We start from the raw sequence: 21,222 nt of genomic DNA on the forward strand, positions 1-21,222 counted from the left end.
GCGAGGGCCAGGCGCCGGGGGGTGGCGAAGAGGTCGAATTCATCGCGGAGCTGCGCAATGTCCACGCCGCTGCGGCGGACTTTCGCTTGCGCGTGTTCGTCATGGGCGCGGTGGTGCTGCTGGCGTTCGGCCTGGTGCTCGCGCGGCTGGTGTACCTGCAGGTGATTCGCCACGAAGACCTGGCCGCGCAGGCCGAGAGCAACCGCACTGCGGTGGTGCCCATCGTGCCCAGCCGTGGCCTGATTCTGGATCGCAACGGCGTGGTGCTCGCGAGCAATTACGCGGCGTACACGCTCGAGATCACACCCTCCAAGGTGCCCGACCTCGAAGCCACGCTGGACGCGCTGGCGCAGGTGGTCGAGATCGGGCCGCGCGACCGCCGCCGCTTCAAGCGTTTGCTCGAGGAATCGCGCAACTTCGATTCGCTGCCCATCCGCACACGCCTCACGGACGAAGAGGTGGCGCGCTTTGCGGCGCAGCGTTTTCGCTTTCCGGGCGTGGACGTGAAGGCGCGGCTGTTTCGCAGCTATCCGCTCGCCGAGACTGCGAGCCACGCCATAGGTTACATAGGCCGCATCAACCAGGCGGAAAAAGAGCGCCTCCAGGATTCGGACGACGAGGCCAACTACCGCGGCACCGAATACATAGGCAAGCTGGGCATAGAGCAAAGCTACGAAGCGCTGCTGCACGGCACCACGGGCGTGGAGCTCATGGAAACCTCCGCCGGCGGGCGCGCCGTGCGCAAGCTCGCGAGCCGCCCGGCCACGCCCGGCAGCAACGTGGTGCTCGCGCTCGACGTCAAGCTGCAAAAAATGGTCGAAGACCTGTTTGGCGAGCGGCGCGGCGCGCTCGTGGCCATTGACCCGCGCACGGGCGAGGTGCTCGCACTCGTCTCCAAACCCACGTTCGACCCCAACCTGTTCGTCGAGGGCATAGACGTGGAGAACTGGACGGCGCTCAACGAGTCGCCCGACAAACCTTTGCTCAACCGCGCCCTGCGCGGCACCTACCCGCCGGGCTCGACCTACAAGCCTTTCATGGCGCTGGCCGCGCTCGAGCTGGGCAAGCGCACGCCGCGCGACACCATCGTCGATCGCGGCGCCTGGACCTTCGGCGGTCACACCTTCCGCAGCCACGAGGACGGCGGCCTGGGCGTGGTGGACATGCACCGCGCGATCATGCTCTCGAGCAACGTCTATTTTTACTCCCTCGCGAACGACCTGGGCGTGGACGCCATCCACGACTTCATGGCGCCGCTGGGTTTCGGGCAGATCACGGGCATAGACCTCGGCGGCGAACTGCGCGGCGTGCTGCCCAGCCAAGCCTGGAAGCGCGCCACCTACCGTCGCCCCGAGCAAAAGGTCTGGTATGCGGGCGAGACCATTTCGCTGGGCATAGGCCAGGGCTACAACAACTTCACCATCCTGCAGCTCGCCCAGGCCACGGCCACGCTGGCCAACGGCGGGGTGCGCTACCGTCCGCACCTGGGGCTGGCGACGCTCGATCCGGTCACGCACGCGCGCCAGGCGCTACCGACCGAGCCCGGCGTGAACCTGGGCTACAAGCGCGAAAACGTCGAGGTGGTGCACCGCGCCATGGTCGGTGTGACGCAGCAGGGCACTGCCGCGCGGGCCTTTGCCGGGGCGCGCTACCTCTCGGCGGGCAAGACCGGCACGGCGCAGGCCGTGACCATAGGGCAGAAAGAAAAATACAACGCCAGCAGACTGCAGGAGCGCCAGCGCGACCACGCGCTCTACATGGCCTTCGCCCCGGCCGAGGCGCCGCGCATCGCGCTTGCGGTGATCGTCGAAAACGCCGGCTGGGGCGCGAGCGCTGCCGCGCCGATCGCGCGGCGCGTGTTCGATTACTGGCTGTTGGGCGAATACCCGAGCGAGGAAGACATCGCTGCGGTGCGCAGCGGCAAGGCCACCGTGCCGATCGGCAAGCCAAGGCAGGCGGCCGAGGTGCCGCTGCCCGCCGCGGTGCAACAACTGCCCTGAGCTCAGGGATGGCGCGAGGCTCGCGACGGCAACTGGCTCAGCACCAGCGCACCCACGATCAGCGCCGCGCCCGCGCTGCCCGACCAGCCCAGCCGCTCGCCCAGCAGCACCCACGCGGCAAGCGCGGCAAACACCGGCTCGAGCCCGTACACGATGGCGCTGCGCACGGCATCGACGCGCTGCTGCCCCCAGGCTTGCAAAATCACGACGACCACGCTGGCCACGAGCCCCAGATACAGCAGCGCGCACCAATGCTCCGCATCCAGCCGCTCAAGCGACGCCAGCCAACCCAGGCCACTGCCGCGTGCGAGCAGCAGCGCCGTCGCGGCAGCACACATCACGCCTGCCTGCACCGCGGCCAGGCGCGTGGCGCGCAGCGGCTGGGCCGCCGTGCGGCGCGCGCATTCTTCGAGCGCCAGGATGTAGAGCGCATAAAACAAGGTGCTCACCAGCGTGAGCGTGTCGCCGAAATTCCAGGGTCCATCCGCGCGAAACATCAGCGCCATGCCGGCACACGCCATGGCGCAGGCCGCCCACAGGTGCCAGCCGTAGCGGCGCCGCAGCACCAGCATGGCCAGCAGCGGCACCACGAGCACGTTGAGCCCCGTGACGAAGGCGTTGCGGTTGCTGCTGGTGCGCGCGAGCCCCTCGATCTGCAGCCAAAACGCGATGAACAGCAAGACACCGAGCAGCCCTCCCCACGCGCGCTCGGGCCTGTGCATGCCGCGCCACAGCGGCGCGAGCACCAGCGAGGCAATGGCAAAGCGCAGCCAGATGATCTGCAGCGCGTCGAGCTGCGCTGACAGCAGCTTCATCGCCGGAAAGGTCGTGCCCCAGACCATGGTCACGACCAGCAGGGCCCACAGGCCAAGACGTTTCGAAGGCATGAGAAACCCGAAAGAACGCCGAGCGTTGGCGCGCAACGCCACACGCAGCATGCTAAAAAAAGAGGAGCGCCGGTCGTCAGGCCTGCGCGGAAAACTCCAGCGGCACGCCCGCCTGGCGCGAAGCCTCGCGGCTCAGGCAGGCAAAGAATTCGCCCGCGCCCTTGGTGTCCTGCCAGTGCGTGCCATCGAAACGGTAGTGGTAGCCGCCCGACTGCGACGCCATCCAGACCTCGTGCAGCGGTTTTTGCAGGTTGATCACGATCTGGCTGCGGTTCGGGAAGGTGATCGTCACCATGCCGCCGCTGCGCTGGCTGTCCAGGTCGGCGTCACTGGTTTCGCTGATGCGGTCGCAGCTACGCTCGACGGCCAGCAGCAGGCGTTCGGCGTGGTCCATGAATTCGGGGTCGGTCATTACAATGCGTCCATGCTGAGAGTGCGCAAAATTCTAGTCGGCCCCTGCCTCGGGGCCGCTTTGGTGGTGTTGGTGGGCTGCGGCCAGCGCGGGCCTTTGTACTTGCCCAAAGAACCGGCTGGACGCGAGCGTGCGACGCTGCCGCAGGTGCTCACGCCCGAGAGCCTCGCAAACAAACCCGCGGCGCCAGCTTCTGCACCGGCACCCGCAGCCGCTGCGGCCTCCGCACCTGCATCCCCCAGCAAGCCTGCAAGCGCACCGGCCAGCGCACCGGACTCCGGCGCACGCTGATCCCGCACCGGCGCGGTGCGCAAAGCGCGTCACGCCGCTCCTTGGGCCGTTTTTTTCTGCAGCCGTGCGAGCACCGGGGGCGACACGAACTTTTCCACCTCGCCGCCCAGCGTCGCGATCTCGCGCACCAAGGTGCTGCTGATGAAAAGATACTGGTCGCCCGGCGTGAGGAACACCGTCTCCACGTCGGGCATGAGCGCGCGGTTCATGCCCGCGAGCTGAAACTCGTAGTCGAAGTCGGTCACGGCGCGCAGGCCGCGGATCATGGCCTTGCCGCCGCGCGCGACGACGAAGTCACGCACCAGGCCCGTGAAGCTCTCCACGCTCACCTGCGGATACGGCGCAAACACTTCGCGCACCATCTCCAGGCGCTCTTCGAGGCTGAACAAGGTCTTTTTGTGGTGCCCCGCAGCCACGGCGACGATGACGCGGTCGAACAACTGAATGGATCGGCGCACCAGGTCTTCGTGCCCCAGCGTGATAGGGTCGAAGGTTCCGGGATAGACGGCGAGCACGCTCGGGGATGCCATGGCGGGAGTCTCCTGTCGGTGAATGCGGCGAAAGCCACGAAAACGGCAAACGCCGATTATGTCGCGCGTCTGGCGTGCGTCGGAATTGCAAGCCAAAAGTGCCTCAAACGCTTATGTATAAAGCGCTAACAGCTATCAATATGGAAGTATCCTGTGCCAGCGCCACGGGCCGCAGCAGGTGCGCATGCACCGCGCCGGCGCGCAGCGTGCGGTGCGCGGCAAAGCCCAACGGCGCGAGCGCGGCGGCGTCCCAGGCGTGCGGCGCTTCGAGATAGACGAAGCCATCAGGCGCCACGGCACGGCGCGCGGCCTGCAGGGCAGGGGTGAACAGGTCGCTTGCAAAGGGCGGGTCGAGGAAGATCAGCTGCAGGCTCGCAGGCGCGCTCTGGCGCAGCGCCGCGATGCCGTCGCCACGCTGCACCGTCACTTGCTGCGTGGGCGGCACCTGCAGGCGTTGCAGCACGGCTCGCAGGCGCGCCACGAGCGCAGGGTCGCTTTCCACCAGTTCCACGCTGGCGCCGCGCGAGGCCGCCTCAAGCCCGAGCGCGCCCGTGCCCGCGAAGGCGTCGAGGCAGTGCCAGCCCGTCAAATTGGAACCGAGCCAGTTGAACAAGGTCTCGCGCACGCGGTCGGGCGTGGGGCGCAGGCCCGGTTGCTGCGCCACGGGCAGGCGTGTGCGCTTCCATTGCCCGCCGATGATGCGCACCTCGCCACGGCCCGCGGGCGTGCGCATGGGTACGCCCGAGGCTCTGGCTGCAGGCGCAGGCGCTTGCGCGCCGTTGCGGCGCTTCACGGCTGGCCGCCCACGACCACGGTGACCATGCGCTCGGGCTGCAGCTTGCGCTGCAGCGCGGCACGCACGTCGGCCACCGTGAGGGCCTGGACTTTTTTCGTCCATTGCTCGAGGTAGTCGAGCGGCAGGTCGTACCAGGCGATGTTGGCGACGTTCGCGAGCAGCTTGCTGTTGCTGTCTATGCGCAGCGCAAAGCCGCCGATGAGGTTGTCCTTGGCGGCGCGCAGCTCGGCCTCGGTTGGGCCTTGGGCGACATAACGGCGCAGCACGTCCTGCGCCACCTGCACGGCCTGCGCGGCCTGGTCGGGGCGCGTTTGCAGGCCGACGACGAAGGCGCCCGCGTGCAGGCCGGGGTTGAACTGGCTATAGACGCTGTAGCTGAGCCCGCGCTTTTCGCGCACTTCTTCGGTCAGGCGCGAAACCAGGCCGCCGCCGCCGAGGATGTGGTTGCCCACGAGCAGCGCGAGAAAGTCCGGGTCGCGCCGCGCGATGCCCGGCTGCCCGATCAGCACATGCGCCTGCGCCGAGCCGAAGGGGATTTTGATTTCCTTCGCGGCGGCCAGCGGCGCCACCTCGGGCACGGGCGGCAGGGGCGCGCAGCCTTGCGGCGGCGTCGGTAAACGCGACAGCAGCGTCGCGACGAGCGCGTCGGCCTGCGCGCGCGTCACGGCGCCGACCAGGCTCACGCGTGCGCGGCAGGGCGCGAGGTAGCGCGCGTGGAACGCCACCATGTCGGCCACGCCGATGCGCGCGAGGCTCTCCTCGGTGGCGCGGTAGCCGTAAGGGTGACTGCCATAGACCGCGGAGGCGAAGGCTTCTTCGGCCACGGTGCTGGGGCGCGTGTGCGCCTCTTTGATGCTCGCGCTCCAGCGTGCGCGCTCGCGCTGCCACACGTCCTCGGGCCAGCTCGGTGTGCCGATCTGGCGCGCAGCCAGGCGCACGGCGCGCTCGAGCAGCGCGGGTTCGGTGAGCGAACGCAAGTTGTAGTGCAGCGCGTCGGCCCCGGCGGCAGCACCGAAATTTGCGCCCAGATCGGCCCAGGCCGCGCCGAGCGCGTTTTCGTCGAGTGGCGCCTCGTCCTGGCCGTTCACCTTGTCGGCCTGCACGCCCTTGGACGCCATCAGCGCCACGGCCTCGGCCAGCCCCGCCTGCGGCGCCGGGTCGCGGCGCTTGCCGGCGTCGAAGTCAATGCGCACATCCAGCATGGGCAGCGTCGGGCTGTGGACGAACCAGACCTGCGCGCCGCTGGGCTGCGTCCAGTGCTCTATGGGCAGCAGCGCCCACGCAGAATTGATGCCAAAAATGGCCATAGCGCCCGTGAATAAAGCGCGAGCAGCTATTTTTTTGATACTTATCATGGAGGGCTCCGAGGTGTCGGGTAGGCGAGCGAATTCAGCGGATCGGCCCGCCCATCGCGGGCGCCTGCGCCTTGCGCCGTGCGTTCGGGTCGATGGGCTGCGGCACCAGCGTTCCCACGGTGAGCTGGTCGTCGCCAAAGTAGCGCGCCGCCACCTGCTGCAATTGCTGCGGCGTGACGCTGCGCAGCAGCGCGAGCAGCCGGTCTTCGGTATCGAGCGGCAGGCCCAGCACCCAGTTGCTGCCCAGGTCCATCGCACGCGCAAAGAGCGAATCGCGTTCGTAAATCGTCGAAGCCGTCCACTGCGTGAGCACGCGCGCGAGCTCCTGCGCGCTCACGCCCTCGTGCGCGATGCGCGCCACCTCGGCGCGCAGGGCCTGCTCGACCTCCTGCGCGCTGCGCCCTTGCGCGGGCACGCCCATGAGCAAAAACAGGCTAGGCCCGCGCCCCGACACCATGGCCGCGCTGTCGGCGCTGTCGGCCACGCGCTGCGCGCCCTGCGTGAGCGCACGCTCCAGGCGCGCGCCGTCGTAGCCGCTGAGCACCGCCGACAAAGCCATGAGCGCGAGCGCGTCGCGGTCTTCGTCGGTGAGCGCATCCACGTGCCGCAGCGTGGGCACGTGGAACGCGAGCGCAACGAAAGCCTGCTCGGCCGGCGCCTTGACCTCTATGCGCCGCAGCCCGACCTGCACGGGTTCGGCGCGCGGCTTGCGTGGCGGCACGGCGCGCGCAGGGATGCGGCCGTAGTATTTTTCAGCGAGCGCGCGCACCTGCGTCACATCGACGTCCCCCACCACGACCACGGCGGCATTCGCGGGCACGTACCACTGGCGGTGGAACGCGCGCACGTCGTCCGGCGTCATCGCGTCGAGGTCGGTCATCCAGCCGACCACCGGGCGCCGGTACGGCGAAACCATGAAGCTCGTGGCAAACAATTGCTCGGACAGCACGGCGCGCGGCTGGTCTTCGGTGCGCATGCGGCGCTCTTCCTTGACGACTTCGATCTCCTTGCGAAATTCGGCGTCAGGCCAGGCGTTGTGGGCAAAGCGGTCGGCCTCCAGGCGCATCACTTCGGCCAGGCGGTTGGCCGGTATCTGCTGGTAGTAACCCGTGAAGTCGCGATCGGTGAAGGCGTTTTCCTGCCCGCCCAGCGCCGCGACGCGGCGCGAGAACTCGCCAGGCGGCACGGTTTTCGTCCCTTTGAACATCATGTGTTCGAGCACATGCGCCACGCCCGAGGTGCCATCGACCTCGTCCATCGCGCCCGCGCGCACCCAGACCATGTGCACCGCCGTGGGCGCGCGCCGGTCGGGCAGCACGATGAGCTGCATGCCGTTGGCAAGCGTGAACTGCTGCGCCTGCGCCGCGCCCGCGATGGCGGGAATGGGCGGCAGCATGTCGGCGGGTGGCGGCGGCGCGGCGCCAGAATCGTCCGCCCAAGCCGTGCCCAGCCCGGACAAAGCCAAAGCCCCCGCGCAGAAAACACCGCGCAGCAGTGCGGCGAGAGAGGGAGAGAGTGTCAGAATGCGTTTCATGGTATGGCTCAGCGGGGTATGCCCCAGAGCGAAAGATTCTACGTAGCGCCAAATGTTCAGTTTTTTCAAGAAAAAATCCCCCCCACCGTCTGCGGACGCAGCCACGCCCAGTACGACCCCCAGTGCGACCCCTGGTGCAGCACCCACGCCCGTCCCGGCGACGCAAGCCCCGGCCCAGCCTGCGCAGCCTCCTGCCGCTGCGTCCGCAGCACCCGCGCCGGCCGCTGGCGCTTTCGGCTGGCTGCGCAATCCCTTTGCGGGCAAGAGCGCCGCGCCGCCCGCGCCCGCATCGGCCCCGACCTCCGTGCCAGAGCCGGCTCCAGCGCCCGCGAACACGCAAGCGCCCGCACCAATCTCTGCACCAGTCTCTGCACCCGCGCCAGCCAGCGCAGCGGCCCCGGCAGCGCCCGCACCGATTGCTGCCGAGCCTGCCGCCCCCGCGCAAGCCGCCGCCGCGCCCGCCGAACGCAAAGGCTGGCTCGACCGCCTCAAGGCCGGGCTGCGCAAGACCGGGTCGAGCATCGCGAGCGTGTTCACGGGCACGCAGATCGACGACGCGCTCTATGACGAACTCGAAGAAGCCCTGCTGCTCGCCGACACCGGCGTGCAGGCCACGCAGCGCCTGCTCACCGAGCTGCGCCGGCGCGTCAAGGAAAGCAAAGCCACCGAGCCCGCCGCCGTCAAGGCGCTGCTCGCCGATGCGCTGACCGAGCTGCTGCGCCCGCTCGAAAAACCCCTGGTGATCGGCGAGCACCAGCCCACGGTGATCATGGTCGTGGGCGTGAACGGCGCGGGCAAGACGACCTCCATCGGCAAGCTCACCTGGCACCTCGCGCACGAAGGTGCGCACGTGCTGCTGGCCGCGGCCGACACCTTCCGCGCCGCCGCGCGCGAGCAGCTCGGCGTCTGGGCCGACCGCAACATGGTCGAGATCGTGAGCCAGGAAGGCGGCGACCCGGCCGCCGTGAGCTTCGACGCCGTGCAGGCCGGCAAGGCGCGCGGCAAGGACGTGGTGCTCGTGGACACCGCGGGCCGCCTGCCCACGCAGCTGCATCTGATGGAAGAACTCAAAAAAATCCGCCGCGTCATCACCAAGGCCGAGCCCACCGCGCCGCACGAGGTGCTGCTCGTGATCGACGGCAACACCGGCCAGAACGCGCTCGCCCAGGTGCGCGCCTTCGACGACGCGCTGCAGCTCACGGGCCTGATCGTCACCAAGCTCGACGGCACGGCCAAGGGCGGCGTACTCGCCGCGATCGCGCAGGAACGCCCCGTGCCCGTGTATTTCATCGGCGTGGGCGAAAAGCTCGAAGACCTCGAAACCTTCGACGCACGCGAGTTTGCGCAGGCTTTGCTTGGATAAAACATATATCCGCCGCACGGCGGGCACCTGGCACGGCACCGCCTTGTGAAGGGTGCTGCCGCTGGCTGCGCCCGATGCAAATGGCGCCGTACAATGAAATTTTTGTGCGTGGGCTCGGCTCCAAGGAGGCGCCCGCGTGGTTTTGTTTCTCCCCCGATACACCAAAGGAAGTTCCATGAGCCCCGTAGTTCCCTCGATGGCCGACCGTGACGGCAAGATCTGGATGGATGGCCAGATGGTCGATTGGCGCGACGCCAAAATCCACGTACTGACGCACACGCTGCACTATGGCTGCGGCGCCTTCGAGGGGGTTCGGGCCTACCACACCGTCGATGGCACGGCGATTTTCCGGTTACAAGAACACACCGAGCGCCTGTTCAACAGTTCCAAAATCCTGCGCATGAAGATTCCCTTCAGCCAGGAGCAGGTCAACGAGGCGCAACGTGCCGTGGTGCGCGAAAACAAGCTCGACGCCTGTTATTTGCGCCCCCTGGTGTGGATAGGCGACAAAAAGCTCGGCGTCTCGCCCAAGGGCAACACCATCCACGTCATGGTCGCGGCCTGGGCCTGGGGCGCCTACCTCGGTGAAGAAGGCATCACCAAAGGCATACGCGTCAAGACCAGCAGCTATACGCGCCACCACGTCAACATCACCATGACGCAGGCCAAGTCGGTGAGCAATTACACCAACTCCATCCTCGCGAACATGGAGGCCACGGACGACGGCTACGACGAGGCGCTGTTGCTCGACGCGGCTGGCTTCGTCTCCGAAGGCTCGGGCGAGAACGTGTTCATCGTGAAGGGCGGCGTGGTCTATACGCCCGACCTCTCGGCCGGCTCGCTCAATGGCGTCACGCGCAACACCGTGCTGCACATCTGCAAGGACCTCGGGATCGACGTGGTGCAAAAACGCATCACGCGCGACGAGGTGTATATCTCGGACGAAGCCTTCTTTTCTGGCACCGCGGCCGAGATCACGCCGATCCGCGAGCTCGACCGCATCGAGATCGGCAGCGGACAGCGCGGCCCCATCACCGAGAAGATCCAGAACGCGTTCTTCGACATCGTGAACGGCCGCAACCCCAAATACGCCCACTGGCTGACCAAGGTGTGAGCATGTCACAAGCCGTCGTCGAATTGCTGGCCAAAGACTTGAGCGCCCAAGGCGAGGTGTATTGCCCTCACCCCAAGGCGGGCATGCAGCTGTGGAACGGCCACCCGCGCGTGTACCTCGACGTCGCGCACACGGGCGAGGCCAGGTGCCCCTATTGCGGCACGGTGTACCGCCTCAAGGCGGGCGAGAAGGTCGCGCATGGGCATTGAGCGCGCCCCGGATTTGCACGGCCTTTGATCTGCCTATTACGCCCCTGATATTGGATGGCTTTTTCTCGATTTGCTTTGCCGGGGGCAATGCAGCAAGGTGTTTTGAATGCGGCCGCATTTTTGGTGCTCGCACCTGCGCTGTGGCTGCCTTCGGGCTATTCGATCGGTGCGATTTTGCTGGTGATGCTGGGCCTGTGGCGCTGGCCTGCGGTGTTGCGCGGCCGGCTCGCGCCGCATGCGCCCCTGCGGGCCTGGGCACTGGTGGTTCTGGCCATGGGGTTGGTGTGGTCGATGTACCTGTTTGAAGGCGGCCGGCTCATCACCAACACCCTGGGGCTGGACCGCAGCAGCAAATACTTTTTGGTGCTGTTGGCGCTGCCGGCGGTGTGGGCGCAGCGCCCGGCCGCCTGGGCCTTGCGCTGGGGCTGCTGGGTGGGCGCTGCGGGCGCAGGCGTGCTCGCTGGCTGGCAGGTGCTGGTGCAACACCTCGTGCGCGCCGAGGGCTATACCAACGCCATACAGTTCGGCAATCTGTCCCTCTTGCTCGCGCTGTGGAGCGGTATCTGGGCGGTGCAGGCAAGCTGCCCGTACGAACGCCTGCTCGGCGCCCTGGCCGCAGTGTTGGGCATCGCTGCCAGCGTGCTCTCGGGCAGCCGGGGCGGCTGGGTGGTGCTGCCCGTGCTGCTGGTACTGTTCGTATGGTTCGCCCGGCCGCAAACGCAGGGCTCGCAGGGTTCCCATGGCCGTCGGGGGTTGCTGGCGCTCGGGGCGGCGCTGCTCACCTGCCTTTTGCTGGCGGCCTTGCCCCCCGTGCAGCAGCGTGCGCACGAGGCCGCGCAGGAATTGCTGCAGCAGCCCGAGCCCGAAAAATCCAACACGGCAACGGGCTCCCGCCTCGCTTTCTGGATGCATGCATGGCGCCTGGGTCTTGAGCACCCTTGGCTGGGTGCGGGTCAACTGGGTTATGAACAAAGCCAGCGGGAGGCCGTCGCACGCCAGGAGATGCCTTCAATGTCCGTGCACTTCAACCATGCGCACAACGAATGGCTGGACATGTTCGCCAAGCGCGGCCTGCTGGGAGTCATCGGTCTGGCGCTGTTCTATGCCGTGCCCGGCTTGCTGTGTTGGCGTTGCTTGCGGCGAGGCGGGCGCGAACCGCTGGAAAATGCCGCCGCTGCGGGCAATGAGGACGCCGCCCGCAGCGAGTGCCATGCCGCTGCGCTGTGTGGCCTGGTCACGGTGCTCGGCTACCTGGGTTTTGGCATGACGCAGGTCATGTTTGCCCACAACAACGGCAACCTGATGTACCTGCTGCCCATGAGCTTGTGGCTGGCCGTCTGCTGGCCTGGTGCCGGCGCACCCGCAGCCTTTCGAGCGCCCATTCCACGATGAAACATTCCCTGCCCAGCGACTCCCCCGCAGCGTCCCGCCCCCTGCGCGTGCTGCACTTCGTCTCGGGTGGTTTCTCGGGGGCGACGCAGGTGGCCATAGACCTGTGCGGCGAGTTTCCGGGCCAGGAGACGCTGCTCGTGCTGCGCCGGCGTGCGTCCATAGACCCTACCGAGCGCGTGGCGGCGCTGCGCGCCAAGGGGTTGCAGGTGGAAGTGGTGCCGCGCTGGGCGCATATCGTCACCATCTTGGCGCTGGCGCGCCTGTGCCGCCAGTGGAAACCGGACGTGCTCGTGGCGCATGGTTTCAGCGAGCACCTGTGGGGCCGGTACGCGGGCTTGCTCGCCGGCGTGCCCCAGCTCATCCACGTGGAGCACAACGTGCGCGAGCGCTACCGCCTGGGGCGCCTGCGCCAGTCGCTGTGGCTGGCGCAGCGTACCGCCTGCATCGTGGGCGTGTCGCAGGCCGTGCGCGATGAACTGGTGCGCCTAGGCCACCCCGCAGAGCGCTGCGTTGCGATCCTCAACGGCATCGACCTGAGCCGCTTTCCGCCCGGCCTGCCGTGGGCGCAGCGCGAGGACGCCATCGTCATGCCCGCGCGCTTTGCGCAGCAAAAAGACCACGCCACCTTGATTCGCGCCACCGCGCTGCTGGCGCAACAGGGCTTGCGTCCCACGGTGTACCTGGCTGGCGAGGGCAAGGCGAGCTGGCGCGGCAAGGCACAGGCCCTCGCGCGCGAGTTGGGGGTGGATGCGCAGGTGCGCTTTCTGGGCCATGTGGCCGACTTGCCTGCGCTGCTCGCGCGGGTCAAGCTGTGCGTGCTCTCCACGCATTACGAGGGCTTGGGGCTGGGTTTGATCGAGGGCATGGCATCGGGCTGCTGCGGCATCGGCTCGGACGTGGAGGGCGTGCGCGAAGTGCTCACGCACGGCGAAACGGGCTTTCTCGTGCCGCATGCCGACGCGCAGGCGCTGGCGCAGACGCTGCATGCGGCGCTGCGCGACCACGCAGGCACGGCGCGCATCGCCGCGGCCGGCCAGGCGCACGCGCGCGCCACCTTCGACCGCCAGCGCATGCGCCAGCAGTACCTGGACCTGTTCATGCGCGTGGGCAAGGGGCAGGCGGCGCTGACGCCTTGACCCTGCGCGCCCCGCTCAGGCGCCCGTGGTGGCCTGCTGCCAGATGCTGCCCGGTGCGGCGCCGCCGTGGCCCTGCAGCAGTTTGGCAAAGTGCCGCCGCTCGCCGCCACGCAGCTTGATCAAGGGCGCAAGGTGCGGCTCTGCAGGCACCAGGCACAGCCGCGGATAGAGCAAATACCACTTCCACCACACGGCCTGCTGGTAGAAAAATGCCGTGTCCTCGGCACGCAGCAAAGCCAGCCGGAAGCCGTTGGGGCGGCGCAGCACCTGCTGCGCTGCGACGTGGATCAGCAAATAAGCCGGGTCGTTGATGCCCTGCAGCACTTGGTCGCCCCCGGCCTGTGTCTGCAAGGATTGCAAATAGCGCTGCTCGCCCTCTTCGATCAGTGCGCGGTGGAATTCCTGCTGCCATGCGCACACGAAAGGCGCCCCCGGCGGCGCGCCGAAGGCCCAGCTTTCGATGATCGGGTAGCGCAAGTCCGTGGTGTAGCCGTCGATGTAAAAGCCGACGAATTCGGCGCCATGGGCCTGGCGCAGGTCATCGAGCCAGGCGAGCGACTGCGTGAGCAACGTGCTCGCGTCCAGCCAAAAGCCGCCGAATCTGCGCACCACGTACAGCCGCAGCCAGTCTGCCTGCTTGGCCGCAGGCAGCGTCGCAAATGCGGGTGGCAAGTCCCCTGCAGCAACCACGTCGCTCAACGTGTGCGCGTGGATCAGCTGCACGTCCAGTCCCGGGCAGTGACGCCGCCAGTTGGCCAGGCACTGCTGCACCACGGGGTCGAGTGTGGCGCTGTGCCAGTAGGTCCAGATGCGCGGCGGAATGGGGGTTGGGCTGGCCGGGGTGTCTGACGCAGCGGCGGGTGTAGTGGGTTGTGCCGGCGTGCCCGTGAACACCTCCAAGTGCGTCGCATCTTGGTAGCACATGCTGCCGCTGCGACCTCGTGCGGCCATTCGATAGGCGAGCCGAAAGGCGGCTGCAGGAAGCTGTAAATGCATGGGATGAACGCGAGCGAAGCACCGCCTAAGGGACAATCTGGGATCAACCCTTGAGCGTTTGTTCGAGCACGTGCAGCTGCTGGTTCAGCTCGGTGAGTTGCTGGCGTTCGCTGGCGATTTTGCGCACGGCGTGCAGCACCGTGGTGTGGTCGCGTCCGCCGAAGAGTTCGCCGATCTCGGGCAGGCTCTTTTGGGTGAGTTCTTTGGCCAGATACATCGCAATCTGGCGTGGCCGGGCAATGCTCGCAGGCCGTTTTTTGGAATACATGTCGGCGACCTTGATCTTGTAGTAGTCGGCTACCGTTTTTTGGATGTTTTCGACCGAAATCTGCCGGTTCTGGATCGACAGCAGATCGCGCAGGGCTTCGCGTGCGAGCTGGATGGAGACTTCTTTTTGGTTGAAGCGCGAGTAGGCCAGGATTTTGCGCAATGCGCCTTCGAGTTCGCGCACGTTGGAGCGCACGTTCTTGGCGACGAAGAACGCCACTTCTTCGGGCATCTCGGCCCTTTCGGCGCGTGCCTTGTTGATCAGGATGGCGACGCGCATTTCGAGCTCGGGCGGCTCGATGGCCACCGTGAGCCCGGCGTCGAAGCGTGACACCAGGCGTTCGTGGATGTTCGCGAGCCCCTTGGGGTAGGTGTCGCTGGTCATCACGATGTGGCTCTTCTTGGCCAGCAGCGCCTCGAAGGCGTTGAAGAATTCTTCCTGCGTGCGGTCCTTGTTGGCAAAGAACTGCACATCGTCGATCAGCAGCAAATCGAGCCCGTGGTAGCGCGCCTTGAAGTCGTCGAAAGTGCGCCGCTGGTACGACTTGACCACATCCGAGACGAATTGTTCGGCATGGATGTAGAGAACTTTGGCCTCGGGGCGCTCCTGCAGCAACTGGTTGCCCACGGCGTGCACGAGGTGTGTCTTGCCCAGACCGACGCCACCATAGATGAACAAGGGGTTGTAGAGGTGCCCTGGCATCGCGGCCACATGCAGCGCAGCGGAGCGTGCCATGCGGTTGGCCGAGCCCTCGACCAGCGTGTCGAAGGTCAGCGCGGGATTGAGCCGCGTGCGAAAGGCTCCTTCGCTTGCCGCGTCAGCGCTGGGCTGTGGCGTTGCAGTCGTGGCGCTGGAGGGTTGACCGGGCGTGAGGCCAAAGGGGGTGGGTTGCGCCGTCCCTGCTTCTGCGCCTGCCGGGCTGGACACAGCACGCACCACGCTGCGCGCGCTGGTGCGCTGCGGTGCTTCGCGCGGCGCCAGCGCGAGTTCGAGCACCATCGCGTGGCCCGAGAGGGCTTCGAGCAGGGCCGCAATGCGGCTGGCGTATTGCGCGCGGATCCAGTCGAGCTTGAAGCGGTTGCCGACGAACAGCGTGAGGCGGGACAAATCCTCCGCGACCTGCGCTGTCAGGGGTTTGATCCAGGTGTTGAACTGCTGCTCGGGCAGGTCTTGCGCGAGTTGCTCAAGGCACGCCTGCCACAGGCCGAGGCCAGGGTCTGCGGGTGCGTCGTCGAAGCGCGAGGAGGCGAAGGCGGAAAGATGTTCCTCGGTCATTGCAGGCAGGCTTTGGGTTGTGGATAGGAGGAACGTTTTGGGGGGTGCGGATTGTAGCTTGCCCAAAGCTTATCCACATTTTTCCGAAGGCCCTTGCGGCACATTCGCAGCCGACGATTCCAAAGTCCGACAGGCTGCTAGGCCTCAGCGCAGCAGCCCCTGGGTTTCGATGAAGGCCACCACCTCGGCCAGCCCAGCGAGGGTTTTGAGGTTGGTGAAGACGTAGGGCTTGAGCCCCTGCGCGCTGCGGCGCATGCGCTCGGTGTCGGTCTGCATCACGGCCAGGCTCGCGCCCACGTGCGGGGCCAGGTCGGTTTTGTTGATCACGAGCAGGTCGCTCTTGGTGATTCCGGGGCCGCCTTTGCGCGGGATTTTCTCGCCCGCGGCGACGTCGATCACGTAGATCGTGAGGTCGGAGAGCTCGGGACTGAAGGTGGCCGCGAGGTTGTCGCCGCCGCTTTCGACGAAGACCACGTCGGCATCGGGAAAGGTGCCGAGCATGCGGTCTATGGCTTCGAGGTTGATCGAGGCGTCTTCGCGGATCGCGGTGTGCGGGCAGCCGCCGGTTTCCACGCCCAGGATGCGCTCGGGCGGCAGCGCGCCGCTCGCGGTGAGCAGGCGCTGGTCTTCCTTGGTGTAGATGTCGTTGGTGATGGCCACGAGCTCGTAGCGCTCGCGCATGGCTTTGCACAGCATTTCGAGCAGCGTGGTCTTGCCCGAGCCCACGGGGCCGCCGATGCCGACGCGCAGCGGCGGGAGTTTTTTGGTGCGGCCGGGAATGTGGTGCAGTGCGGTCATGAGCGGAAAAGGCGTGAATACTGGGTTTCATGCTGCGCCGAGAGGATGGCGAGCATGGGCGTGAAGGCCTGGCGTGCGCCGTCGGGCAGCGCGGCGGCGTGGGCTGCGGCGTCGGGGATCGCGGCGGCCAGGCGCGCGAGGATGCGCTGGCCCGCGCTTTGCCCCAGCGGCATGGACTTGAGCGCGGCCTGCACCATGTTCTCGGCCCAGCCGAAGGCGTAGGCGCACAGAATCTCGCGCACCGGCGCCTGCGTGCGCGCCGCGGCCAGCGCAAAGGCCACGGGGTAGCTGGGCGGCAGCTGGGCCAGTGCGGCGATTTGTTCCGTAATGTGCGGCGGCGTGGTCTCGGCCGGGTGCTGGTTGCGCAGCCATTCGCTGAGCGAGCGGCCCATCTGCTCGGTTTGCAGGCGCAGCTCGCTGCTTTCGCGCGTGTGCAGCACCCAGTCGTTGAGGGCGCGCACCTGCGCCAGATCGCCGCGCCGCCACGCGCCCACGGCCCGCGCGAGCACGGCCAGGTCGCCGCGCGCTTGGCCCAGGTGCAGTTGGTCGAGCAGCCAGTCGCCCACGGCGACCTCGTCAGGCAGCAGGCCGCGTTCGACGGCGCTCTCGAGGCCCTCCGAATACGAAAAGCCGCCCACGGGCAGCGCGGGCGAGGCCAGCCAGATCAGTTGCAGCAGGCTCGCGGCGGACAAGGGGGCGGGGCGCTGGCGCAGCCGGCGCGGGAGGTGCGGCGGGACAGGCTCAGTGCGCATGGCCGTTGTTGGCGTGGGGTGCGCCTTGGTCTTGGCCGTGGTCTTGGCCGTGCGCATGCCGGTGGTCATGGTCATGGGCGTGCGCATGATTGTGGGAATCGTCGTGGGAGTGCTCGTGCAAATGGGCATGCCCCCCAGCAGGCGCGGCGTCGTGGCCATAAGCGCCCGCTTCGGGCTCGAAGGCTTCGCTGCGTTCCTGCACGATCAGGTGCATGGCGCGCAGCATCTCGGCCAGCACGGGGTCGGGCTCGATCTGCAGGTAGTCGGGCCGCAGTTCGACGGGCACGTGGCGGTTGCCCAGGTGGTAGGCGGCGCGCAGCAGGTCGACAGGTGTGCCGTGCGCAGGGCAGGGCGTGATGCGCAGCACCGGCTGCGGCGCGGCCAGCACGCGCACGAGCGAGCCGTCCTCGGCCACCAGCACGTCGCCGCCGCGCACCACGCTGCCGCGTGGCAAAAACACCGCGAGCGCGCGGCCCGCAGAGTCGGTCGCGGCAAAGCGGCTTTTCTGGCGCACGCCCCAGTCGAGCGCGACGCTCGCGGCGCGGCGCAGCAGCACGGGGGCCAGGCCTTGGCCTTGGGATAGCAGGCGGGAGACGGTGAGCATGGTGGTGTGGGCTTGGATAATCTGGGGTAGTATAACGATCGTTCTAACATTGAGGTTGCACTATGACTGCTCTGACGCTCAAACTGACCCAGATCGGCAACTCCGTGGGCGTGATCTTGCCCAAGGAGGTGCTTGCGCGCCTGAAGGTGGGCAAGGGTGACGCACTGTTCGTGACCGAGGCGGCGCATGGCGTGATGCTGACGCCGTATGACCCGGAGCTCGACGCGCAGCTCGAGGCCGGCCGCGCATTCATGCGCGAGTACCGCGACACCTTCCACCAGCTTGCCAAATGAACGGTCGGACCACGGCCAGCTGGAAGTGGGTGCACCGCGAGGCCTTGCTGCTGCTGCACGAGGAAAGCCTGGCAGAACACGGTGGCGCGAGCGGCCTGCGCGACGCGGGCCTGCTGGACTCGGCGCTCGCGCGGCCCTTGCACCTGGCGCTGCATGGGCAGCCGGACCTTGTAGCGCTCGCGGCGGCGTATGGAATGGGTTTGGCCAGAAACCATCCGTTCGTCGATGGCAACAAACGCGCGGCTTTGCTGGCTGTCGGTCTGTTTTTGTACGTGAACGGCCAGCGACTGCACGCCACGCAGGTGCAGACCACGCTGACCATGCTGGCCGTGGCCAGCAGCGAACTTGACGAGGCGGGTTTTGCCGCCTGGTTGCGCGAGCATATCCGGCTGCGCTGATCGGCGCCGCCCGCATAGGGCCCAGCTCAAAACAAAAAATACCGCTGCGCCAGCGGCAGGCTGTGCACGGGCTCGCAGGTGAGCAGCTGGCCGTCGGCGCGCACGGCGTAGGTTTGCGCATCGACCTCCATGCGTGGGGTGCAGGCGTTGTGCACCATGTGCGCCTTGCGCAGCCCGCGGATGTCGCGCACGGCCGCGAGCGGCTTGGCGAGGCCGTAGCGTGCGCCTATGCCGGCGGCGAGCGCGGCCTGCGAGACGAAGGTGAGCGAGCTGCGCACGAGCGCGCCGCCCAAGGCGCCGAACATGGGGCGGTAGTGCACGGGCTGCGGCGTGGGGATGGAGGCGTTGGGGTCGCCCATGGCGGCCATGGCGATGCTGCCGCCCTTGAGCACGAGCGCGGGCTTGACGCCGAAGAACATGGGCTTCCAGACCACCAGGTCGGCCCACTTGCCGACTTCGATGGAGCCGACTTCGTGCGCCACGCCGTGCGCGAGCGCCGGGTTGATGGTGTATTTGGCAAGGTAGCGCTTGACGCGGAAGTTGTCGTTGCGTGCATCGCGTTCGACGGGCTCGGCGCGCTCGGGCGGCGGCGCGAGCCAGCCGCGCTGCTGCTTTATCTTGTGCGCGGTCTGCCAGGTGCGCAGGATGACTTCGCCCACGCGGCCCATGGCCTGGCTGTCGCTGCTCATCATGCTGATGGCGCCCAGGTCGTGCAGGATGTCCTCGGCGGCGATGGTTTCCTTGCGAATTCGGCTCTCGGCAAAGGCCAGGTCTTCGGCGATGGCCGGGTCGAGGTGGTGGCAGACCATGAGCATGTCCACGTGCTCGTCGAGCGTGTTGACGGTGTAGGGGCGCGTGGGGTTGGTCGAGGAGGGCAGCACGTTGGCCTCGCCCACCACCTTGAGGATGTCGGGCGCGTGGCCGCCGCCCGCGCCTTCGGTGTGGAAGGTGTGGATGGTGCGCCCCTTGAACGCGGCCACGGTGTCTTCGACGAAGCCGCTTTCGTTGAGCGTGTCGGTGTGGATCGCGACTTGCGTGTCGGTCTCCTCGGCCACGCCCAGGCAACAGTCGATGGCCGCGGGCGTGGTGCCCCAGTCTTCGTGCAGCTTCAAGCCGATGGCGCCTGCCTCGATCTGCTCGCGCAGCGCGCCGGGCAGGCTCGCGTTGCCCTTGCCCAGAAAGCCCAGGTTCATCGGCAGGGCGTCGGCCGCCTGCAGCATGCGCTCGATGTGCCAGGGGCCGGGCGTGCAGGTGGTGGCAAAAGTGCCCGTGGCCGGGCCCGTGCCGCCGCCCACCATGGTGGTGATGCCGCTGGCGAGCGCCTCTTCGACCTGCTGCGGGCAGATGAAGTGGATGTGGCTGTCCATGCCGCCCGCGGTGACGATGCAGCCCTCGCAGGCGATGATTTCGGTGCCCGGGCCGATGACGATGTCCACGCCCGGCTGCACGTCGGGGTTGCCGGCCTTGCCTATGGCCGCGATGCGCCCGTCGCGCAGGCCGATGTCGGCCTTGACGATGCCCCAGTGGTCGAGGATCAGCGCGTTGGTCAGCACCGTGTCCACGGCGCCGCCGGCTTCGGGGCCGCGGCCCGCGCCGGCGCGCGTGCGCTGGCTTTGTGCCATGCCGTCGCGGATGGTCTTGCCGCCGCCGAACTTGACCTCTTCGCCGTAGCCGCCCGCGCGCAGCGTGTAGTCGGCCTCGACTTCGACGATCAGGTCGGTGTCGGCCAGGCGCAGGCGGTCGCCCACGGTGGGGCCGAACATCTCGGCATACGCGCGTCGCTCTAGGGTGGCCATGGGGTTTGCTCCGTAATGTGCTTATGTTTTGATAGCTGCTTGCGCATGTCTATTCTTGGCAAAGTGCCGATTTGGCTTGAAATTGTGGGCCCTCACAGCGCCCCTTGCACCAGGCCGCGAAAGCCATAGACCTGGCGCGCGCCCGCGTATTCGACGAGCTCCACGGTGCGCTGCTGGCCGGGCTCGAAGCGCACCGCCGTGCCGCTCGCGATGTTCAGCCGCATGCCGCGCGCGGCGGCGCGGTCGAACTGCAGCGCGGCGTTGGTTTCGGCAAAGTGGTAGTGCGAGCCGACCTGGATGGGCCGGTCGCCCGCATTGCGCACCACCACGGTGCACGTGCGCCGGCCGGGGTTGAGCACGTGTTCGCCGGGGGCGGGGAGGATTTCGCCGGGGATCATGTGCGCTCCTGCGTTCGGGTTCAGCTGCGGGCTCATTTGCCGCCGCGGTGCCACCACAGCGCCATGCCGACCGCGAGCGCCAGCGCCACGAAGCCCCACACGTCGGTGGCGTGCCAGTGGGGGCCGGGCAGGCCGTGGCCTTCATGGGCAAAAGCGGCCTGAGCGCTTGTTGCAGCAGCGCAAGCAGCTATTGATTTGAGAGTTTTGTGCAAAGGCATGGCGGTCTTTCGAGGTGGGCCGGCGAGGCTTCAGAGGATGGGCTGGTGCACCGTGACGAGTTTGGTGCCGTCGGGGAAGGTGGCCTCGACCTGGATGTCGGGAATCATCTCGGCGATGCCGTCCATGACGTCCGCGCGTGTCAGCAGGCCGCGGCCCTCGCTCATGAGCTGGGCCACGGTCTTGCCGTCGCGCGCACCTTCCATCACGGCGGCGCTGATGTAGGCCACGGCCTCGGGATAGTTGAGCTTGAGGCCACGCGCCTTGCGCCGCTCGGCCAGCAAGGCGGCGGTGAAGATGAGCAGCTTGTCTTTTTCGCGTGGGGTGAGTTCCATAGGGCTGACTTCGTTTGGTAGGTGAGAGAGCAATACCCGTGCCGGGTGCGTATGGTCTATGGCCCGGGACGTCT

24 protein-coding genes are annotated in these 21,222 nt (G+C 67.5%); 9 read left to right on the plus strand and 15 right to left on the minus strand.

All coding sequences use genetic code 11. From position 1 onward, the window contains the following. Nucleotides 1–41: 41 nt before the first annotated feature. Entirely contained in the window at nt 42–2,000 is a 1,959-nt protein-coding gene (mrdA, locus tag DFR45_RS04830) for a penicillin-binding protein 2 (RefSeq protein WP_170132845.1), read from the plus strand. Nucleotides 2,001–2,002: 2 nt separating this feature from the next. On the opposite strand, the gene DFR45_RS04835 is transcribed toward mrdA, so the two are convergent. After that, entirely contained in the window at nt 2,003–2,887 is an 885-nt protein-coding gene (locus DFR45_RS04835) for a DMT family transporter (protein ID WP_114482707.1), read from the minus strand. Nucleotides 2,888–2,963: 76 nt separating this feature from the next. After that, the gene (cyaY, locus tag DFR45_RS04840; protein ID WP_114482548.1) at nt 2,964–3,299 is read right to left on the minus strand and encodes an iron donor protein CyaY; all 336 of its coding nucleotides are present in this window, start codon (nt 3,297–3,299) and stop codon (nt 2,964–2,966) included. A gap of 12 nt (nt 3,300–3,311) precedes the next feature. Between cyaY and lptM the strand changes: the two genes are divergently transcribed. After that, complete coding sequence (gene lptM, locus DFR45_RS04845; RefSeq protein WP_114482549.1) at nt 3,312–3,590, plus strand: LPS translocon maturation chaperone LptM; 279 nt, start codon at nt 3,312–3,314, stop codon at nt 3,588–3,590. A 29-nt stretch (nt 3,591–3,619) separates the two neighbouring features. Here lptM and coaD read toward each other — a convergent pair whose 3' ends face one another. The 4 genes from coaD to DFR45_RS04865 form a co-directional block, all read right to left on the minus strand. Beyond that, entirely contained in the window at nt 3,620–4,120 is a 501-nt protein-coding gene (coaD, locus tag DFR45_RS04850; RefSeq protein WP_114482550.1) for a pantetheine-phosphate adenylyltransferase, read from the minus strand. A 103-nt stretch (nt 4,121–4,223) separates the two neighbouring features. Beyond that, nucleotides 4,224–4,853: a 16S rRNA (guanine(966)-N(2))-methyltransferase RsmD gene (rsmD, locus tag DFR45_RS04855; protein ID WP_114482551.1), complete on the minus strand. Its 630-nt coding sequence runs from the start codon at nt 4,851–4,853 to the stop codon at nt 4,224–4,226. A gap of 56 nt (nt 4,854–4,909) precedes the next feature. Continuing rightward, nucleotides 4,910–6,271 (minus strand): M16 family metallopeptidase, encoded by a 1,362-nt coding sequence (locus DFR45_RS04860; RefSeq protein WP_114482552.1) that lies wholly within the window; start codon nt 6,269–6,271, stop codon nt 4,910–4,912. Nucleotides 6,272–6,305: 34 nt separating this feature from the next. Further along, nucleotides 6,306–7,805 carry a M16 family metallopeptidase gene (locus tag DFR45_RS04865; protein WP_421781920.1) on the minus strand — a complete coding sequence of 500 codons (1,500 nt, stop codon included), beginning with the start codon at nt 7,803–7,805 and terminating at the stop codon, nt 6,306–6,308. A 52-nt stretch (nt 7,806–7,857) separates the two neighbouring features. Here DFR45_RS04865 and ftsY point away from each other — a divergent pair, with 52 nt between their 5' ends. From ftsY to DFR45_RS04890, 5 genes are all read left to right on the plus strand, one after another. Continuing rightward, on the plus strand, nt 7,858–9,168 hold the full coding sequence (ftsY, locus tag DFR45_RS04870) for a signal recognition particle-docking protein FtsY (protein WP_114482553.1): 1,311 nt from the start codon (nt 7,858–7,860) through the stop codon (nt 9,166–9,168). Between the two features lie 175 nt (nt 9,169–9,343). After that, the gene (locus DFR45_RS04875) at nt 9,344–10,282 is read left to right on the plus strand and encodes a branched-chain amino acid transaminase (protein ID WP_114482554.1); all 939 of its coding nucleotides are present in this window, start codon (nt 9,344–9,346) and stop codon (nt 10,280–10,282) included. Between the two features lie 2 nt (nt 10,283–10,284). Further along, entirely contained in the window at nt 10,285–10,491 is a 207-nt protein-coding gene (locus DFR45_RS04880) for a zinc-finger domain-containing protein (RefSeq protein ID WP_114482555.1), read from the plus strand. Between the two features lie 87 nt (nt 10,492–10,578). Further along, the gene (locus DFR45_RS04885) at nt 10,579–11,883 is read left to right on the plus strand and encodes an O-antigen ligase family protein (protein ID WP_158637007.1); all 1,305 of its coding nucleotides are present in this window, start codon (nt 10,579–10,581) and stop codon (nt 11,881–11,883) included. Then, nucleotides 11,880–13,019 (plus strand): glycosyltransferase, encoded by a 1,140-nt coding sequence (locus tag DFR45_RS04890; RefSeq protein WP_114482557.1) that lies wholly within the window; start codon nt 11,880–11,882, stop codon nt 13,017–13,019. The genes DFR45_RS04885 and DFR45_RS04890 overlap by 4 nt, the downstream gene beginning before the upstream one ends. 15 nt (nt 13,020–13,034) lie before the next feature. Here DFR45_RS04890 and DFR45_RS04895 read toward each other — a convergent pair whose 3' ends face one another. The 5 genes from DFR45_RS04895 to ureE all read right to left on the minus strand — a co-directional run bounded on the left by DFR45_RS04895 (nt 13,035) and on the right by ureE (nt 17,712). Beyond that, nucleotides 13,035–13,943, minus strand: a complete 909-nt coding sequence (locus DFR45_RS04895) for a glycosyltransferase family 32 protein (RefSeq protein WP_338324285.1) — start codon at nt 13,941–13,943, stop codon at nt 13,035–13,037. Between the two features lie 115 nt (nt 13,944–14,058). Then, complete coding sequence (gene dnaA, locus DFR45_RS04900) at nt 14,059–15,558, minus strand: chromosomal replication initiator protein DnaA (RefSeq protein ID WP_114482559.1); 1,500 nt, start codon at nt 15,556–15,558, stop codon at nt 14,059–14,061. 144 nt (nt 15,559–15,702) lie between these two features. Beyond that, a complete protein-coding gene (gene ureG, locus DFR45_RS04905) occupies nt 15,703–16,356 on the minus strand; it encodes an urease accessory protein UreG (RefSeq protein ID WP_114482560.1) in 654 nt (217 codons plus the stop codon). Beyond that, on the minus strand, nt 16,353–17,108 hold the full coding sequence (locus tag DFR45_RS04910; protein WP_114482709.1) for an urease accessory protein UreF: 756 nt from the start codon (nt 17,106–17,108) through the stop codon (nt 16,353–16,355). Before DFR45_RS04910 ends, ureG begins: the two co-directional genes overlap by 4 nt. Next, a complete protein-coding gene (ureE, locus tag DFR45_RS04915) occupies nt 17,098–17,712 on the minus strand; it encodes an urease accessory protein UreE (RefSeq protein WP_114482561.1) in 615 nt (204 codons plus the stop codon). The genes DFR45_RS04910 and ureE overlap by 11 nt, the downstream gene beginning before the upstream one ends. Before the next feature lie 62 nt (nt 17,713–17,774). Between ureE and DFR45_RS04920 the strand changes: the two genes are divergently transcribed. Further along, nucleotides 17,775–18,005, plus strand: coding sequence for an AbrB/MazE/SpoVT family DNA-binding domain-containing protein (locus DFR45_RS04920; RefSeq protein WP_114482562.1), 231 nt, complete (start codon nt 17,775–17,777; stop codon nt 18,003–18,005). Further along, complete coding sequence (locus tag DFR45_RS04925; RefSeq protein WP_114482563.1) at nt 18,002–18,403, plus strand: type II toxin-antitoxin system death-on-curing family toxin; 402 nt, start codon at nt 18,002–18,004, stop codon at nt 18,401–18,403. Before DFR45_RS04920 ends, DFR45_RS04925 begins: the two co-directional genes overlap by 4 nt. Nucleotides 18,404–18,429: 26 nt before the next feature. Here DFR45_RS04925 and ureC read toward each other — a convergent pair whose 3' ends face one another. From ureC to DFR45_RS04945, 4 genes are all read right to left on the minus strand, one after another. Beyond that, a complete protein-coding gene (gene ureC, locus DFR45_RS04930) occupies nt 18,430–20,199 on the minus strand; it encodes an urease subunit alpha (RefSeq protein WP_114482564.1) in 1,770 nt (589 codons plus the stop codon). A gap of 92 nt (nt 20,200–20,291) precedes the next feature. After that, entirely contained in the window at nt 20,292–20,597 is a 306-nt protein-coding gene (locus DFR45_RS04935; RefSeq protein WP_114482710.1) for an urease subunit beta, read from the minus strand. A 32-nt stretch (nt 20,598–20,629) separates the two neighbouring features. Continuing rightward, entirely contained in the window at nt 20,630–20,815 is a 186-nt protein-coding gene (locus DFR45_RS04940) for a hypothetical protein (RefSeq protein ID WP_114482565.1), read from the minus strand. A 30-nt stretch (nt 20,816–20,845) separates the two neighbouring features. Beyond that, the gene (locus DFR45_RS04945; protein WP_114482566.1) at nt 20,846–21,148 is read right to left on the minus strand and encodes an urease subunit gamma; all 303 of its coding nucleotides are present in this window, start codon (nt 21,146–21,148) and stop codon (nt 20,846–20,848) included. Nucleotides 21,149–21,222: the final 74 nt, after the last annotated feature.

Source organism: Extensimonas vulgaris (genome assembly GCF_003337425.1).
Lineage (GTDB): Bacteria > Pseudomonadota > Gammaproteobacteria > Burkholderiales > Burkholderiaceae_C > Extensimonas > Extensimonas vulgaris.